We start from the raw sequence: 16955 nt of genomic DNA, 5'->3' as shown, positions 1-16955 counted from the left end.
CAGGAAGGCGGTGCCGCATGAGCGCGAACCACTGCATCAACCTGATCGCCCGCGTCCAGCCCTACGGTATGGCGGTCCTGAGCAACAAGGCTGGGCTGGTCAGCATGTGGACTGCATCTATGGAGCATCCGGGTCAGCGATTGGAGATCACCCCCGACTGCGCCCGCGAGCTGGCCGCCGCACTGCTGGCACACGCCGAAGCAGCCGACCAGGAAGGCGGTGCAGCATGAGCACGACCGCCACCGCACCCGCACCAGAAGCCGGCCTGAAGCACCCCGGCCTGGTCTCGCTGATCAACGCCTGCGACATCCACCTGCCCAGCGGCCAGAAACTGGCCTTGATCGCCATCGCGCGCTGTCGCAACACCCACACCGGGCGCAGCGCGATTTCGTTCAAGACCATCGGCCGGCGCAGTGGCTTCGGCGAACGGCAGGCCAGCCGCCACGTCGAGGCCCTGATGGGGCTGGGACTGGTGTCCCGCGTGGGCAAGATTGGCCAGTGCTACGTCTACGCGATCAACACCCAGGCCCTGGCCCAAGCCGATACCCGCCACGGCCCGGCTGTGGATAACTCGGGCGGCACCCCTGACACCGGCGACACGGATACCAGACATTTCGAGCAGCCACCCCTGACACCCATGACGGCAACCCCTGACATGGATGTCCGCTGTTCTGGGGTGTATTCTGGGTTTTACTCTGAGGGGGAGTCTGAGGCGAGCGCGCCGGCAGCCGTCCAGGTTGAAGCCGCTTTCCCTCCCCTCCCCATTTTTGAAGACCCGAAGACCGAACAGCCGGCACCCGTCATCACCGAGCCCACCGAGCTGATCGAGCTGGCCGGCCCGGTCCTCGACGCCGCCACCCTGGCCGCCCTCGATGCCGCCCGCGCCGACTTCGGCATGGCCCCGCTGACCCCGCACGACCGCGAGTTGCTGGCCGACAGCGCCGCCGCCGTGGGCGTGACGCCGAACACCGTGGCCGGCTGGCAGTTGGGCGAGCTGCGCGCCGCTGACCCGCTGGTCGATGCCGCCACCCTGGCCGCCGTCAACGTCCAACGCGCCGCCAACGGCAAGCGCGAGCCGATCCACCTGGCCGACCTGGTGCAACAGGCCCGACTGGCGGGCATCACGCCGCATGCCGCCGCCCAACACATCCTGGCCAAGCCCAGCCGCAGCTTCTTCCTGGCCCGCTACTACCGCCCCGAGCCGACCGCCACCCCGACCGGCCCGGTCGAGCTGACCGAAGCCGGCAAGCGTGCCCAGGCCCAGATTGCCCGTGCGCTGGCCCCTTCCGCCGTGTCCCTCGTCGCCAGTCCGTCAGCCCGTCCAATCGGCGCGGCCGTGGCGCCTCGACACCGCGCGCCGGTCAGCGTCGGCGCCTCTACCGGCACCGGCTGGGCCAGCACCGCCGTGGAGCGATTCACTGCTGGTCAACCTGTCAGCCACGCCACCATCACCAGCGCCGCCAGCGCGCTGGGCCTGTCGCTGGCCAACCTCAAGGCGCAGCGCGCCGCCACCCAAACCGCCGCCGCCTGAACCCCTGGAGATGATGACCATGAACACGAACACCACCACGACCATCACCGACCGTATCGAACTGGCGCGCGAGCTGATGGGCCAACGCATTGAGAGCGAGAGCATCGAAGAAGGCAACCGGGAACTGTTCGACCTGTTGGACGGCAGCGATGAATTCGAGTGCCTGATCCTGCCCGGCGACAGTGCCGAAGCGATCCGCGCCAACATCGTGACCGCGCTTGAGCTGGCATCCCAGCCCGTACCGGCTATCACGACTGGCCGCAATCGTGAGGACAAGAGGCAGAGGGCCGAATGGCAGCGAAAGCGCCTGCACTTGCTGTGCCGTGTCTCGCTGGCGCTGTTGGAGCCGACCGCCGAGAGCGGCGATGCAGCGGACAAGCTGGCAGCGATCAAGGCGATTCTGGAAGGAGCCGCAGCATGAGCGACACCACCACCAAGGCCACCGAGAACGTGGTGAACCGCCGCCGCGCGAGCGACTGGAAAAAGCCCCTGAGCGTGACCAAGCCGGACGTGTTCGACTGGTACGCTGGCGACGGCGTGGCCTTCATTGACGCTCAGGGCATGGCCCGCGTGACTGCTGCCCTGAGCGGCGCCCGCACCATCGCGGCAATCCTGATGCAGCGCGAGCTGGACCGCAACAACGACGATGGCCAAGAGGCCGGGCTTCAGCTTGACGAGGTGACAGCCTGCGGACTGTTCAATGCGCTGGCGTCCTGCATAGAGGTCGCAGAGCATCACGCAACCGAGGAGGCCGCCTGGACCACCCGACTATGCGACCACGACACCAAGGAAACCGAGCACCTGCGCAATGCGGCTTTCAGCGCGCATCTGCACCGCAAGGACAGGCGAGCAGCCGAGAGTGTCGAGCTGCTGAACCAGTGCAAGGCTGCCAAGGCGGCGAAGAAGGGGGCGGCATGACCACCACCACGATCAAGCCCTACCCCGAGCACGACGGCGACCGCCACCTGCGCCCCGCCGCCTACTACGCCTTGGCCCTGCTGGCCGGGACCATCGGCCTGTCCGCCAGCTATGTGACCGTCCAACTGTTCGCGCTCGCCATTCAGGCGACCGAGCAAGAAGGCATGGCCCGCGAGCTGCTGACGCTGACCGCTGCGCTGTTCGTCGCTGCCGAGCTGGCCGCGATGTTCGTGGCCGGGCTGGTGCCGGTTCGCCGCCTGCGCGCGCTGCGCTGGCAGTTGATCGCCTGCGCGGCTGCCCTGGTCGCTTTCGAGGCCGTCAGCCTCTACGGTGCCCGCGTCGCCCTGGCGCAGTCCGCGGATGCCCGCGCGGATGCTGGCGCTGGTCGCGTCGAGCAGTTGCGAGCGAGCATCGAGGCCAACCGCAGCAGCGCCGCCGCCCTGGTCGCCGCCGGTCAACGCAGCAGCCAGTCGGCTATCGCATCGAGCCGGGCTGACGGCGCCCAATCCATCCGGGACGCCGCCGCCCTCGAAGCCGATACCCGACGCATGGCTGCCGAGCTGGCGCAGTTGCAGGCCGCGCGCGCCCCGACCGCAACAACGGTCTTCGGTGAATCCGGCGTCATCGCCTTGTCCGTCGCGCAGTCGCTGTTGATCTCCTGCATCGGGCTGTTGTTCATTGGCGCCGCTGGTGTACTGGCCCGCGCGGCTCGTGATGCTCAAGGGACCGCCCAAGCCGCTGCACTGCCCGCCCAGGTCGCTGCACTGGCGACCGATGCACCCGATGCACCCGATGCACCGACCGCCAAGACCGATGCACTGCCATCCCGCACCGATGCATCGACCGATGCAGTGCCGGTCGCAGCCGCTGCACTGGCACCCGCTGCACCCGTTCGGCAGGCGATGCGGGTAGCCGTCGAGCAGACCCAGGCCACGCCGCGAGGCACTGCGGCTGCCGTGCCGAGCTGGCGGCGCTACACCCTGCCGGCGCTGGCCGCTGGCGCAGGGCTGGCGACGCTGGGAGCTTCTCTGGCCCATGCCGAGCCGATGCAGACCCCGGCACGATCCGCCGATGCACTGGCCGGCCATGTCGATGCACTGGTGATCGACGCCGCCGCACTGCCCGCCCAGGTCGCTGCACTGGCGACCGATGCACCCGATGCATCGACCGCCAAGACCGATGCATCGACCGATGCAGTGCCGGTCGCAGCCGCTGCACTGGTGCCCGATGCAGTCGATGCACCCCAGGCCGGGACCGATGCACCGACCACTGCACCCGTCGATGCACTGGCCGATGCACCTATGCAGGCCGCTGCACTGGTCGATGCACCCACCGACGACGGCGCGCGCTTCCTGCGCGTGAAGGCGGGCATCGAGGCCGGGCGCATCAAGCCCAGCCTGCGGGCCATCTACGCCGCTGAAGGCGCATCGCAGGAAGTCGCGCGCCGCTACCTGGTCGAGCTGGAACAGGCCGGCGTGATCGAACGGGCGGGACGAGGGTATCGCCTGACCACCCAGGAAGGAGGCCAAGCATGAACGCCCCGCACCACCCAGCAGTCAGCGAGGCCGCAACCCTGGCGGCGTTTTCCGATGCGATCCGGGCCGCTGGCCTGACCCCGCCTGACGTGATCGAGGCGGACGGCGCAATCCATCGGTTCAGCAGCAGCGGCAAGCTTGGCGATGAATCGGGCTGGTATGTCCTGCACCTGGACGGCGTGCCCGCTGGGTCTTTCGGCTGCTGGCGGGCTGGCCTGTCTTCGACCTGGTGCGCCAAGGCCGCCAACGAGATGACCCAGGCCGAGCGGGACGCGCACCGGCAGCGGGTCGAGGCCATGAGGCAGCAGCGCGAAGCCGACCGAATCCAGCGCCAGCAAGAGGCACAAGCCGAGGCCGCGCGGCGCTGGGAGGCAGCAGCGCCGGCCACCGCTCACGGCTACCTGATCCGCAAGGGCATCCAAGCCCACGGCGCGCGGATCGAGGGCGAGCTGTTGCTTGTCCCCATGCGTGACGCTGACGGCGTACTTTGGAACGTCGAGCGGATCAGGCCCGAAGCCGGGACGCCGAAAAAGGGGCTGTTCGGCGGCAGGCGCAAGGGCTGTTTCCACCTGATAGGCCAGCCCCAGGAAGCCGGGCCGCTGGTGATCTGCGAGGGCTTCGCCACTGGCGCCAGCATCCATGAGGCCACCGGGCACCCGGTCGCTGTCGCCTTTGACGCGGGCAACCTGCACCCCGTCTCGCTGGCGCTGCGGGCCAAGTACCCCCAGGCCCGGCTGATCCTGGCGGCGGACGACGACTGGAAACGCACCGATGGCAACATCGGCATGGACAAGGCGACGGCGGCGGCGCGGGCCGTGGGCGGGCTGCGGGCCGTGCCCAGGTTCCCCGAGGACTGCCGGCCCGATGACGCGACCGACTTCAACGACCTGCACCAGTTGCACGGGGACGAGGCCGGGCTTGAGGCGGTGCGCGAGTACTTCACGGCGGCGCTGGCCGATGACGCGCCAGCACCAGCGCCAGCAATCCGCATCCCAGGCGAGGACGAACGCCCGGCCTATCTGGTGTTCGATGACTGGCACGACGACGACGGCACCCGCTACGCGCCCGGCGTTTGGCACTTCGGCATCAAGACCGGCAAGGGAGACGCACCGCCAGCGATGACCCAGCAGCGGGTATGCGGGCCGCTGCATATCGAGGCGGTCACGACCGACACCCACGACGGCAACTATGGCCGGATGCTGCGCTTCAGGACCACCACCGGCAAGTGGCGGACATGGGCCATACCGATGGCGCTGCTGGCCGGCGATGGGATGGAGATGCGGCGCGAGCTGCTGGGGATGGGCTTCGACATTGCCCACCGTGGGCGCGAGCAGTTGACCGCCTACCTGTTGCACCGGGCACCCGACCGCGTGATCCAGTGCGCGACACAGACCGGATGGGCCGGGCCTGAGCGGCAAGCCTTTGTTCTGCCGGATGCTGTCATCGGCCCCCAGGCGGACGGCGTGACCTACCAGAGCGACCACGCAGGCGGCGACGAATACACCACGCGCGGCACCCTGGCGGGCTGGCAGGCCGGCACGGCGGCACTGGCAGTCGGTAACCCCATGCTGGCGCTGGCGCTGTCCTGCGCGTTTGCCGGTCCCGTGCTGGCCCTGGTCGGAGCCGACAGCGGCGGGATCAACACCATCGGCGCGAGCAGCAAGGGCAAGTCATCCATGCTGTTTGCGGCCTGTTCGGTTTGGGGTGGACCGAGCTACCGGCGCAACTGGCGGGCTACGTCCAACGGGCTGGAATCGGTCGCGGCGCTGTTCAATGACTCACTGCTGGCCCTGGATGAAATCAGCCAGTGCGACCCGCGCGAAGTGGGCGAGACGGTTTATATGCTGGGCAACGGTCAAGGCAAGAGCCGAGCATCCCGCACGGGCGGCGCGCGAGCTGCTGCGCGCTGGCGCGTGTCCATCCTGTCCAACGGGGAGCGGTCCATTGTCGCCACGATGGAGGAAGGCGGTTTCAAGACCAAGGCCGGGCAGGCGGTGCGCATCGTTGACTTGCCCGTCACGGACCGGGCACACGGAGTATGGGACACCCTGCACCAGTACGCGAGCGGCGCGGCGCTGTCGGATGCGATCAAGCGCGAGTCGGAAACCCACTACGGGCACGCGGGCCGGGCCTTCCTGGAACGGCTGACCCGTGATGACCACGATGCGGTGCGCGAGCTGCTGACAGCCATCAAGGCGCGGCCCGAGTTCAACGCCGACGCTGGCGAGGGACAGTATCAACGCGTGGCGGCGCGCTTTGCCGTGCTGGCGCTGGCGGGCGAGCTGGCGACCAGCTACGGCGTGACCGGCTGGCAGCGGGGTGAAGCGATCCACGCGGCGGCTGTGGGCCTGCAACTGTGGCTGGGGATGCGCGACGGCAAGACCACGGATGCCGAGGGGCCGCAAGTGGTGGATCAGGTCACGGAGTTCATAGACCGCCACGGGGACAGCCGTTTCAGCGATGCCGAGGCCGACCCGCAGCACTCGCCACCCGTGCGAGAACGGGCGGGCTACTGGAGGGACCGCGACGGCGAGCGGGCCTATCTGTTCACCGGGCAGGGACTCAAGGATGCGCTGAAGGGTCACGACTTCAAGCGCGCGCTGGACCACCTGGAGCAGGCCGGGATGCTAAAGACCCGCAACAAGACCGAGCGGATAAGGGCCATCGGGGGCACGACAAAGAAGTTCTACACCGTCAAGCCAACCGACACGGAGGGCGACCAATGAGCGCGGCAGCACTGGCCGACTGGCTTGCAAGCGGGGCTGTAACCGTGCCCGGCGCTGGGTTTGTGACTTTGTGCCCTGAGTCACCAGACGAGAAAGTCACCCAGAAAAACGACTCGCTCAGAGGGAGAAAGGCCGTTTGTGACCTTGTAACCTCTGTGACCGCGTTTTCTGTAGGGGTAGAGGATAGGTGCAAGGAATCGAGGCCGGATCAGGCCGCGAACGATGCCCAGGCACCAGCACCAGCGCCAGCCCCCGACTGGCGACAGGCGGATGGGGCCTATCTGACGCATCACTTCACCTGCCCGAGCTGCTGCGCGGCAGGGCACGGACGCGGCGACCGCTGCACCACTGGCGCCGAGCTATGGGCCACCTATGAGGCCGCATGTGAGGCGGACCAGACCACCAACACCAAAGGAAGGAACGCGCGATGATCGACGCATTGGTAAGCGGCAAGGTAAGCGGGGCACCGACCCGACGCACCAGCAAGAACGGCAACACCTTCACGACCGCCAAGGTCCGGGTGCCGACCGGGGAGGACGCGACCTTCTGCAACGTCATCGCCTTCGACGATGGAGCCCAGGCCGCACTGCTGGCGCTGGGAGACGGCGAAGCGGTCGCGCTGGCCGGCACGCTCAAGGTGGGCACATGGACGGCCAAGGACGGTACCGCACGCCCCAGCCTGGATCTGGTGGCATCCAATGTGCTGTCGGTCTACTCCATCACGAAGAAGCGCCGGGCAACGCAACCCGAGCAGGCAGGCCAGCAGCAGCGCCAGCAGCGCCAACAGTACCGGCGCGGCGACTATGCCGCTGATCCTGGCGAGCTAGACGACGGCAGGCCGCTGGACTTCTGATCCGGCGCCAGCATCATCAAGGGGGTCGCGCTTTGCTACCCCCCCCCACCACCAGACCCGGCCATGCGCCGGGTTTGTCGTTCCTGGTCGAGTCAGCCAACTTGTGAACTTGTGAAGCGTTTGTGAAGTGGCGTGAGCAGTTCACAACCTCGTTCACATCGGCAAGGGGTCGGCACAATCCGCAGACCCTTCGGGCCGCTGGCGCTGTTCCTGGTCGAGCACCGGCAAGATCAGCGGCATGGGCTGTAGCATCCGCACCACACCGGCAAGCCGCCCACAAGCCGAGCCGGGACCGGGCCAAATGGGCGGAAAGTGGGGGTATCAAAGGCAAAGCGGGGGTACAAATGGGGGTACAGGTCGCAAAACCTAAGCCTTGTATCCTTTGAGAATCAACACGTTGCACGCATGGTTCAGTAGACCCCAGCCCTTTTTCATTGGTGAATCAAGGGGCTTACCTCACAAGGAGACCCAGGGAGCTACACTGACAGCCAGCCCGTCACCGGGGAACATATCGGGGAACAAATCGCCTGTTCCCCGGGCTTTGTTGCAGAAATCAAATTGTCAAACGAAGTCGCTGGCGTGCTGCGGTAAGCTTCTGCGATGAGTGACCGCGTCAGGCCAGAGCCCGCCAAGTACAAGACGACCAACTGGAGGCGCTACAACCAGGCCCTGAAGGCGCGCGGTGCGCTCATGATCTGGCTGGATCGAGACCTGCAGTGGTCAGGCCTGGCCAACGGCGAACGCGGCCGCCCGTCATTGTTCTCGGACGCGGCGATCCAGTTTTGTCTGACGATCAAGGGCCTGTTCGGTCTGGCCTTGAGGCAGGCAATGGGGATGGTCGAAAGCCTGCTCAAGCTCGCTGGCCTGTCATGGCAGGAGCCTGACTACAGCACGGTCTGCAGGCGCCGAAAGACGCTCAAGGTCCGCATTCCCTATCGGCCAGCTGCACAAGGGCTACACCTGCTGGTCGACAGCACGGGCCTGAAGATGATGGGTGAAGGCGAGTGGAAGAGGAAGAAGCATGGTGCGGAGTACCGGCGCCAGTGGCGCAAGCTGCACCTGGGGCTTGATGCGCAGATGCTGGAGATCCGGGCTATCGAGGTCACGCCCAACTCGGTGGGCGATGCACCGGTGCTGTCCAGTCTGCTCGGGCAGATCGATCCAGACGAAGCGCTGCTGTCGGTCAGCGGTGACGGTGCCTACGACACCAAGGCCTGCCACGAGGAGCGCTGGAGCGGGTATCACCGGCGCAGCCTGGTCGAGACCAAGATGCGGTGCGTGAAGTTGATGGGTGAACGGGTCATGGCACGGGACTTTGATCGGCAGGTTGCCGAACTGCAGGTGCGCGCCGCGATCCTGAACCGATTCACGCAGCTCGGCACGCCCGAGACGGTGCGCGTGGCATAAATCCGTCTGGGGTCAGGGGTCGTACGTCCTTCGCTTGAATTACGCAACAAAGCCCGCCTGAAATCTCCGGTTTTCCTTAAAGTACGTGCTGCCCTTGCCCGCCGCACAGCAGCCCTCCTGCATCGCCTGCCTGGACCGCGTGCGCTGCCTGGGGCAGAACCTCGGCTGGGGTGCGGGTGAAGATTTTGCCATTTCTGGTCGCAAGCCGGCCTGTCGGGGGAAGAATGAAGAAGACAGAAAAAGTGGTGGTGGGTGACTGGCGCATCACCAGCATGGAAATGTGGGACGCTGACTACTTCGACATGGAAGTGCCGGCGTACATCACGATTCGCGAAGACCTGATGGGTGAATTCCAGTTCGGGCTGGTGCAGGGCGGTCTCGCTGCCCGGGTCAGCGTGACCGCTGGCGTCGCACGCGTGGAGTTTTCCTGGGAGGGCTGCGATGAAAATGACCCTGCCAGCGGTCGCGGCTGGATGCAGGTCAAGGGCGATCAGGCCGAGGGCCGCATCTACCTCCACCAGGGTGACGATTCGGACTTCACGGCGGTCCGCCGGAGCAGCAAGTGAGTCGCAGCCGCCGCAAGACACCGATTTTCGGCCACACCACCGCGCGATCAGAAGCCGATGACAAACGGCTGTGGCACAAGCGCTGGCGATCGCGGGTGCGCGATCAACTGGCGACCCTCGGCCCATACGGCGATCCGTTGCCGGTGCATCGGCAAGCGGTGTCGAGCATCTGGAATATGGCCAAGGACGGGAAGCATTGGTTCGATCCGCGCCGTCAGCGCGAGGTGGCGGAACGCATCGCCGCCCGCCGCAGCCAGTTGCAGCCGGAGCGCAAAGCCCTGCAGGCCCGGCTTCTGGCCAAGTGGCGGACCAAGTGAAACGATGTGCAGTACCCGCAAGCCCGCAGCAGTCCGCACCAGTGCTCATAAGCTCGGGACGCCAACCGGCACGCGGTCAACCGTCCGCCACCACCTTGATTGAAAAAGCCCCCCAGGGATCACCTTGGGGGCTTTTTCATTGGTGAATCAAGGGGCTTACCCTTCAAGGGGTACCGTCCACGCTGGACAGCCCCCCTCAGCGGTGATCACTTCAGGTAGTTCTGCGCCACGGCAACCCAGTAGGCCGCGCCGACCGGCAGGTTGCTCGGATCGAATGCATACATCGGGTGATGCACCATCGGCGTGTTGCCGTTGCCGATGAAGCAATACACGGCCGGCACCTTCTGCGCGTAGAAGGCGAAGTCCTCGCTGCCCATGAAGGTCGGCCCGGGCGTGACCACCTGTTCGGCGCCGAACTGCTGGCGTGCGATGTCGATGCAGGTCTGGGTGTTGGCCTCGTCATTGATCAGGATCGCGCCCGGCTGGCCTTCCTTGATCTCGTAGCTGACGTTGTAGGCCTCGGCCGTGGCCTTGGTGATGGCCTTGATCTTGCCCAGCACCATCTCGCGGGTTTCCGGCTTGCGGGTGCGCGTGCTCAAGCGCAGCGTGGCGCTCTGCGGAATCACGTTGCCCGCGTCACCGGCCAGGAAGGCGCCGACGCTGACCACCGCCGCATCCATCGGCGCGACGTTGCGCGAGACGATGGTCTGCAGCGACATCACCAGTGCCGCGCCTGCCACCAGCGGGTCGATGCTCTTTTCCGGCATCGAGCCGTGGCTGCCGACGCCGGTCAGCACGATCTCCCAGTTGTCCACCGCGGCCATGATCGGCCCGCCGGTGAAGTGCAGCTTGTTCGCCGGCAGGCCGGGCATGTTGTGCATGCCGAACATCACGTCGACGGGGAAGCGCTCGAACAGGCCGTCGGCGATCATCGCGGGCGCGCCGGCCATGGTCTCTTCGGCGGGCTGGAAGATCAGGTTGAGCGTGCCGTTGAAGTGGCGCGTCTTGGCCAGGTATTCCGCAGCGCCCAGCAGCATCGAGGTGTGGGCATCGTGGCCGCAGGTGTGTGACTTGCCAGCGATCTGGCTCTTGTACGGCAGGTCGGCGGCCTCCGGCACCGGCAAGGCATCCGTGTCGGCGCGCAGGCCGATGCTTGCCTTGCCGTCGCCGACCTTGAGCCGGCCGACCACACCCGTCTTGCCGACGCCTTCGGTCACCTCATAGCCCCATTCGCGCAGCAGGCCGGCGATGTAGCTGGCCGCCTGGGTTTCCTCGAAGGCCACTCCGGGGTGCTGGTGCAGGTAGTGAAAGTGCTGTTCGATGCTGGCCTGTTCGAGGGCCTTGGATGCTTCAGTCATTTGCTCTACTCCTTGTCGTCAAGATGCGGGGGAGGCGGGGTGAAATGCGCGGCACGCTACGCGCCGGCGGCAGACACCCCGCCCGGGGGGTGACAGGCCTCAGGCCTTCTTGCCCTTGGGCACGGTCAGCATGATCGAGAGGATGGCGACCAGGACCATCAGCACGTTGAAGCCCAGCGCGATGATGGCGGCCTCGCGCACGGCCAGGTTGTCCTGCCGGCCGGCAAAGGTGATCACGCCTTCGAGCCAGGTGATGCTTTCGTTGTTGGCGCGCAGCGCGGTGAAGATCGCCGCCGAGATCGCCACACCGAAGGCAGCGCCGAGGGAGGAGGCCATCTTGTAGATGCCAGACCCCGCGCCAGCCTGGTCGGCCGGCAGGTTGGACAGCGCCGCGTCGGTCGAAGGGGTGGCGTAGAAGGCCAGGCCGACACCGAACAGCGTGTAGCCGATGATGGCGAGGATCTTGTAGTCCGCCAGCAGCAGGTTGGCTGGCGACAGCAGCAGGATGGAAACACCCACGATCAGGCAGCCCCAGATCATCGGCTTGCGGGCACCGAAGGCACGCAGCAGCTTCTCACCGACACGGATGAAGGCGATGATGGCGATCGCGTAACCGAGGGTCAGCATGCCCGCTTCCTGAGCCGTCATGTTGCCGCCGAACTGAACCAGCTGCAGCGAAACGATCAGCGTGCCGGCCACGCCGTTGAGCAGGAAGTTGGAGATCGTGGCACCTGTGTAGGTCGAGTTCCTGAACAGCTTGAAGTCGAAGAAGGCATTGGCCGACTTGGATTCGATCTTCATGAACACGGCGCCGACAATCACCGCCACGGCGCTCATGCCGAGAATCAGCGGGCTGGTCCAGCCCAGCTTGTTGCCCTGGGTGACCACCACCTGCAGCGCCACCATGGTGACCATGAAGGTCAGCACGCCAGGCAGGTCGAACTTGTAGTTGCCCTTGGATTCAGCCTTGCTCTCAGGCGTGCCGCTGATCATCCACAGACCCAGCAGGCAGACCGCGATCGACACGAAGAAGATCGAGCGCCAGCCAAAGCTCTCCATCATCAGGCCGCCGAACAGTGAGCACAGGCCCGAGCCGCCCCAGGAACCGATCGACCACATACTGACCGCGCGCTGGCGCTCGGCCCCGTCCCAGTAGGTTTTGACAACCGCCAGGCTGGCCGGCATGATGCACGCAGCTGACAGACCCTGCAGCGCGCGCCCGATCAGCAAGACCGGCGTCGCCAGGTCGCCCGTCGGTGTCAGACCCACCAGCAGCGAGCCGAGGATGTTGAGGTAAAAGCCGATGCGCACCACCTTCATGCGACCGATGCGGTCGGCCAGGCCGCCCACGACGACGATGAAGATGCCGGAGAACAACGCGGTGATCGCCACCGCGATGTTCATCGTGTTGGCCGATATGCCGAGATCCTGGCTCATGCCGGGCGCGATGTTCAGTGTCGTCTGGGCGAATAGCCAGAAGGCAATGACGCCCATGATGATGCCGAACAAGAGGCGGTCATTGCCCTTGTATGGCACGTTCGATGTCGTGTTGCTCATGAAAGTCCCCTGTATGGGTTGCTGGACTGGGTTAACCGAAATCCAGCAGCGGAACAATGCCCGCCCTGGATTAATCAGTGCAATTAATATACATCCATTCGTCAGGATTGGCTATTGAAAAAAATTATTGGAACTGCCATCAGGTAGTGCTTGTATAAATATGTGTTTATACAACATCATGATTTATAAAGATTTTTCATTTTGTGGGTTTTTGTGCGGCAGGTGGATGTTCACGGTTTCGTGAATCTTGTTAACAGTGATTAACAAAAAACGCTCAAGAGATAACAAATCAAGTTGCGTCATTGGGCTTTAATGTCTAGCATCAAGTCATACTTAATTCGTTCGAATTTTTGCTAGGAGATCCATCATGACGATGACCCGACGTGGCCTGCTGAAGGCATCCGTGGCTTCCGCTGTGGCGACCAGTGGCCTGACCCTGTTCAAGCCCGGCGAGGTGTTTGCCGCCGACACCCAACTGATCCCGAGCGCCAGCCACTGGGGACCGTTCAAGGCCGTGGTCAAGAACGGCGTGCTCGTCGGCGTGCAGCCGCTCAAGGACATCGACGCGATGCCCACCACGATGCTGACGCAGGGCCTGCTCAGCCGCGTCTATCACAAGACCCGCGTCAAGTACCCGATGGTGCGCAAGTCCTACCTGACCAACCCGACCGGCGACACCAAGCCGCACCTGCGCGGCAAGGAGCCCTTCGTGCGCGTGAGCTGGGAGCAGGCGCTGGCGCTGACCGCCGACGCCATCCTGCGCACGGCAGAAAAGCACGGCAACGAGGCGCTGTTCAGCGCTTCCTACGGCGGCTGGTCGCATGCCGGCCTGTTGCGCCCGCAGGTGCTGCAGGGCCGCCTGTTCGGTCTGATCGGCGGTCACTCGGTCACCACCGGCGACTATTCGGGTGGTGCCTCGCAAGTCAGCCTGCCGCACATCATCGGAGACATGGAGGTCTATTCGCCGCAGACCTCCTGGGAGGTGGTGGCCGAGCACACCGAGGTCATGGTCTGGATCGGCTGCGACCCGTTCAAGAACAGCCGGATCGAGTACACGGTGGCCGACCACCAGATGTTCCCGCGCTGGAAGCAGATCAAGGAGCGCGGTGTCAAGTTCGTCTCGATCAACCCGCAGTACACGCCGACCGACGAGGCGCTGGGTTCCGATTGGATCAAGATCGTGCCGAACACCGACGTGGCGCTGTTCTCGGCCATGGCCCACCATGTCTACCAGACCGGCAAGCATGACAAGGCCTACCTGGCCAAGTACACCGTCGGCTTCGACAAGTACCTGTCCTACCTGCTGGGCAAGGATGGTGACGGCACGCCGCCCAAGACTCCTGAGTGGGCCGCCAAGATCACCGGCATCCCGGCCGCGAAGATCGTCGAGCTCGCCGAGCTGTTCGCCTCCAAGCGTACCCAGTTCGCCGGTTCCTGGTCGCTGCAGCGCGCGCAGCACGGCGAGATGACGCATTGGGCGATCATCAACTTCGCGGCCATGCTCGGCAAGATCGGCAAGCCGGGCGAAGGCGTGGGTTTCAGCTGGCACTACGGCAGCGGCGGCATGGCGCAGTCCAACGCCGTCATGCCGGTCGGTCTGGCGCAAGGCCGCAACCCGGTCAAGGCGCGCTGCCCGGCGTCACGCATCAGCGAGATGCTGATGAACCCCGGCAAGGAATACACCCGCGACGGCGCGACGCACAAGTACCCATTTGTCAAGCTGATCTACACCGCTGGCAACAACTTCATGTCGCACCAGCAGAACACCAACGAGCTGCTGCGCGCGATGAACCAGCAGGTCGACACGGTGATCTGCCAGGATCCGTGGTGGTGCGCCTCCTCGCGCTTTGCCGACATCGTGCTGCCAGCCACCTCGGCCCTGGAGCGCGACGACATGAGCAGCGGCGGCACCTACAGCAACGACAAGATCTACGCGATGCGCCAGGTCATCAAGCCCTACGGCGAGAGCCTCGACGACTTCGAGATCTTCCGTCGCCTGGCCGCCTTGATGGGCGTCGAGTACGGCTTCACCGAAGGCAAGACGGTGATGGAGGTCCTCAAGGCCTCCTATGCGGCGACCGGCCAGAAGGTGCCGTTCGAGAAGTTCTGGGAAGAGGGCATCGTGCGCATCGACGTGCCCGAGAAGATGCGCCAGTGGGTGCGTCACGGCGATTTCTACACCGACCCAGTCAAGCACCCGCTGCACACCAAGTCGGGCAAGATCGAGCTCTTCTGCTCCGAGATCGCGCGCTTCAACGTGCCCGACTGCCCGCCGGTCCCGAAATACCTGGAGCCGTCCGAGTTCCTGGGCAACGCCAGGCCGGGTCAGGTGCATGTGGTCAGTCCGCACCCCTACAACCGGGTGCACTCGCAGATGGCGCAGGCCGACGTGCGCTTCGAGCAGAACGTCAAGGGCCGTCAGCATGTGTTCATCAGCACCGAGGATGCCGCTGCCAAGGGCATCAAGAGCGGTGACCTGGTCGAGCTGTACAACGAGCGCGGCGCGCTGATCGCCGGCGCGGTCGTCACCGACAAGATCATGAAGGGCGTGGTCAGCCTGGAAGAGGGCAACTGGATCCAGCTCGATTCCAAGGGCCGTTGCAACAGCGGCGCGATCAACATCATCACGACCAGCGTCGCGTCGAGCGGCCTGAGCCAGGCCACCAGCGCGAACACCTGCATCGCCAACCTCAAGCGCTGCGACGACGCCGAGTCGGAGAACCGTGCCTACGAGCCACCCTCGGTCGTGCGGGTGGCGCAGCGCAAGCTCGATGTCGATGCACTCAAGCTGGCCGAGCGTGCCGCCGTGATCAAGGGCGCGACCATGGGCAACATGGTGCCGGGCGAGAAGCTGTTCTACGAGCGCTGCACCCTGTGTCACGTACCACGCGAGCCGGGCGACTACACCAAGAGCCAGTGGCATGGCATCACGCAAAGCATGTTCCCGCGCGCGGGTCTTGACGACAGTCAGCGCAAGCTGGTGCTTGAGTTCCTTGAGAAGAACGCCAAGGATGCCATCCTGCCCTGATGGTGGTCGTCAGTCCCGCTCCTGGGGCCGGTAATGGATCTGCGGCATCTGCAGTGGCGGCGACAGCGAGTCACCGATCTCGATCTGCTCCAGATTGCTCCGGTCCACCGTGCGCACCACGGGACCGAGGTGGCGCCGGGTCGGCCGCTGCTCCAGCAGGTCGACCGCCATCCCGACCGAGAGCCGGCCCTGCAGCACGGGCGCGTCGGTGGGCGCGGCGAGGATGCGCCCGCGCATGATGCCGCGCTGCACTGCCGGGGTGAAATAGGTCGAGACCACGCCGATGCGTTCCTGCAGCCCGCGTTCGCGCAGCACGCTGATCGCCGCTTCGGTCATCAGCGCATTGCCGGCGACAAAGCGCAGGTCGGGATGCTCGTCGAGCACCTGCTGCAGCAGGTTGCGCTGCACGGCCTTGCCGGTGTCGCCCCAGGCGGTGGTACGGATCACGAGCCGGCTGCCCGCGATGGCTTGGCGAAAGGCTCGGTCCACGCCTTCGCTGACGCTGCGTGGACCGGGGAACCAGGCGATCGGGATTGGCGGTCCGTCGCCCTGCGCCTGCGCGGCGAGGAAGGCGCCGGCCGCGCGTCCCATCTCGTCCCAGTCCACTCCCACCTTGCCCGAGATGCCCTCGTCGGCGATCGCGTTGACGGTACCGATCACGGGCATGCGCGCCGTGAGCCGGCGCAGCTGCGGCGTCATGACGTTGCGCGATACCGCGCCGACGATCAGCGCATCGACACTGCGGTCGGCGGCGCAGGCCTGGATCTGGGAGCGCTGGAGTTCGAGCTGGGAGTAGCCGCCAGCCTCGGCAAAGCGCACCTCGACCCGCAGCCGCCTGGCCTCATCGACCATGCCGTAGTTGATGCCCAGCCAGTAGGCATCCTTGATATGCGGGATCACGACGCACAGCACCCAGGGCTTGCTGGCCGCTGCGGTCGGGACATGCTCGACCCGCTTCGGCTGCGTGGCAGTGAAGGGCGGCTCCCAGCTCATGACCATCTGCGCGCTGGCGGGCACTGGAGCGAGCGGCGCCAGCAGTGCAAGGGCCAGCAGACCGGAGAAGGTCCGTCTGGACGAGGTGCAAGGGCGCTGAGGGCTTTTCATCACCATGGGGCAAGGTGGCCGGCTGCCGGATCGGGATAGGATGGTGGACGAGATG

General features: G+C 65.7%; 14 protein-coding genes. 11 read left to right on the top strand and 3 right to left on the bottom strand.

Going from position 1 to position 16955, the window contains the following annotated elements:
- The first annotated feature begins 17 nt into the window (after nt 1-17).
- The 10 genes from PHR85_RS09105 to PHR85_RS09060 all read left to right on the top strand — a co-directional run bounded on the left by PHR85_RS09105 (nt 18) and on the right by PHR85_RS09060 (nt 9853).
- Entirely contained in the window at nt 18-230 is a 213-nt protein-coding gene (locus PHR85_RS09105) for a hypothetical protein (RefSeq protein ID WP_300053307.1), read from the top strand.
- A complete protein-coding gene (locus PHR85_RS09100; RefSeq protein ID WP_300053304.1) occupies nt 227-1531 on the top strand; it encodes a hypothetical protein in 1305 nt (434 codons plus the stop codon). Before PHR85_RS09105 ends, PHR85_RS09100 begins: the two co-directional genes overlap by 4 nt.
- A 19-nt stretch (nt 1532-1550) precedes the next feature.
- Nucleotides 1551-1952, top strand: a complete 402-nt coding sequence (locus PHR85_RS09095) for a hypothetical protein (RefSeq protein WP_300053301.1) — start codon at nt 1551-1553, stop codon at nt 1950-1952.
- Nucleotides 1949-2449 (top strand): hypothetical protein, encoded by a 501-nt coding sequence (locus PHR85_RS09090; protein WP_300053299.1) that lies wholly within the window; start codon nt 1949-1951, stop codon nt 2447-2449. Before PHR85_RS09095 ends, PHR85_RS09090 begins: the two co-directional genes overlap by 4 nt.
- Entirely contained in the window at nt 2446-3984 is a 1539-nt protein-coding gene (locus tag PHR85_RS09085; RefSeq protein ID WP_300053297.1) for a hypothetical protein, read from the top strand. Before PHR85_RS09090 ends, PHR85_RS09085 begins: the two co-directional genes overlap by 4 nt.
- A complete protein-coding gene (locus PHR85_RS09080; RefSeq protein WP_300053294.1) occupies nt 3981-6710 on the top strand; it encodes a DUF927 domain-containing protein in 2730 nt (909 codons plus the stop codon). Before PHR85_RS09085 ends, PHR85_RS09080 begins: the two co-directional genes overlap by 4 nt.
- A 427-nt stretch (nt 6711-7137) precedes the next feature.
- Entirely contained in the window at nt 7138-7563 is a 426-nt protein-coding gene (locus PHR85_RS09075) for a single-stranded DNA-binding protein (RefSeq protein WP_300053292.1), read from the top strand.
- A 600-nt stretch (nt 7564-8163) separates the two neighbouring features.
- Complete coding sequence (locus PHR85_RS09070; RefSeq protein ID WP_300053289.1) at nt 8164-8970, top strand: IS5 family transposase; 807 nt, start codon at nt 8164-8166, stop codon at nt 8968-8970.
- A 224-nt stretch (nt 8971-9194) separates the two neighbouring features.
- Nucleotides 9195-9536, top strand: a complete 342-nt coding sequence (locus tag PHR85_RS09065; protein WP_300053286.1) for a hypothetical protein — start codon at nt 9195-9197, stop codon at nt 9534-9536.
- Nucleotides 9533-9853 carry a hypothetical protein gene (locus PHR85_RS09060; protein ID WP_300053283.1) on the top strand — a complete coding sequence of 107 codons (321 nt, stop codon included), beginning with the start codon at nt 9533-9535 and terminating at the stop codon, nt 9851-9853. Before PHR85_RS09065 ends, PHR85_RS09060 begins: the two co-directional genes overlap by 4 nt.
- A 206-nt stretch (nt 9854-10059) precedes the next feature.
- Here the strand turns inward: PHR85_RS09060 and PHR85_RS09055 are convergent, their stop codons facing one another.
- Nucleotides 10060-11211, bottom strand: a complete 1152-nt coding sequence (locus PHR85_RS09055; RefSeq protein ID WP_300053281.1) for a M20 aminoacylase family protein — start codon at nt 11209-11211, stop codon at nt 10060-10062.
- 99 nt (nt 11212-11310) lie between these two features.
- A complete protein-coding gene (locus PHR85_RS09050) occupies nt 11311-12768 on the bottom strand; it encodes an MFS transporter (protein WP_300053278.1) in 1458 nt (485 codons plus the stop codon).
- Nucleotides 12769-13135: 367 nt separating this feature from the next.
- Between PHR85_RS09050 and PHR85_RS09045 the strand changes: the two genes are divergently transcribed.
- Nucleotides 13136-15796 carry a molybdopterin-dependent oxidoreductase gene (locus tag PHR85_RS09045; RefSeq protein ID WP_300053275.1) on the top strand — a complete coding sequence of 887 codons (2661 nt, stop codon included), beginning with the start codon at nt 13136-13138 and terminating at the stop codon, nt 15794-15796.
- A gap of 9 nt (nt 15797-15805) precedes the next feature.
- Here PHR85_RS09045 and torT read toward each other — a convergent pair whose 3' ends face one another.
- The gene (gene torT, locus PHR85_RS09040) at nt 15806-16900 is read right to left on the bottom strand and encodes a TMAO reductase system periplasmic protein TorT (protein WP_300053272.1); all 1095 of its coding nucleotides are present in this window, start codon (nt 16898-16900) and stop codon (nt 15806-15808) included.
- Nucleotides 16901-16955 lie beyond the last annotated feature (55 nt).

Origin of the sequence: Malikia sp. (assembly GCF_028687635.1) — a bacterium.
GTDB lineage: Bacteria > Pseudomonadota > Gammaproteobacteria > Burkholderiales > Burkholderiaceae_C > Malikia.
The sequence above is the reverse complement of the archived record's forward strand: the minus strand, read 5'-3'. Positions and strand labels throughout refer to the sequence as shown.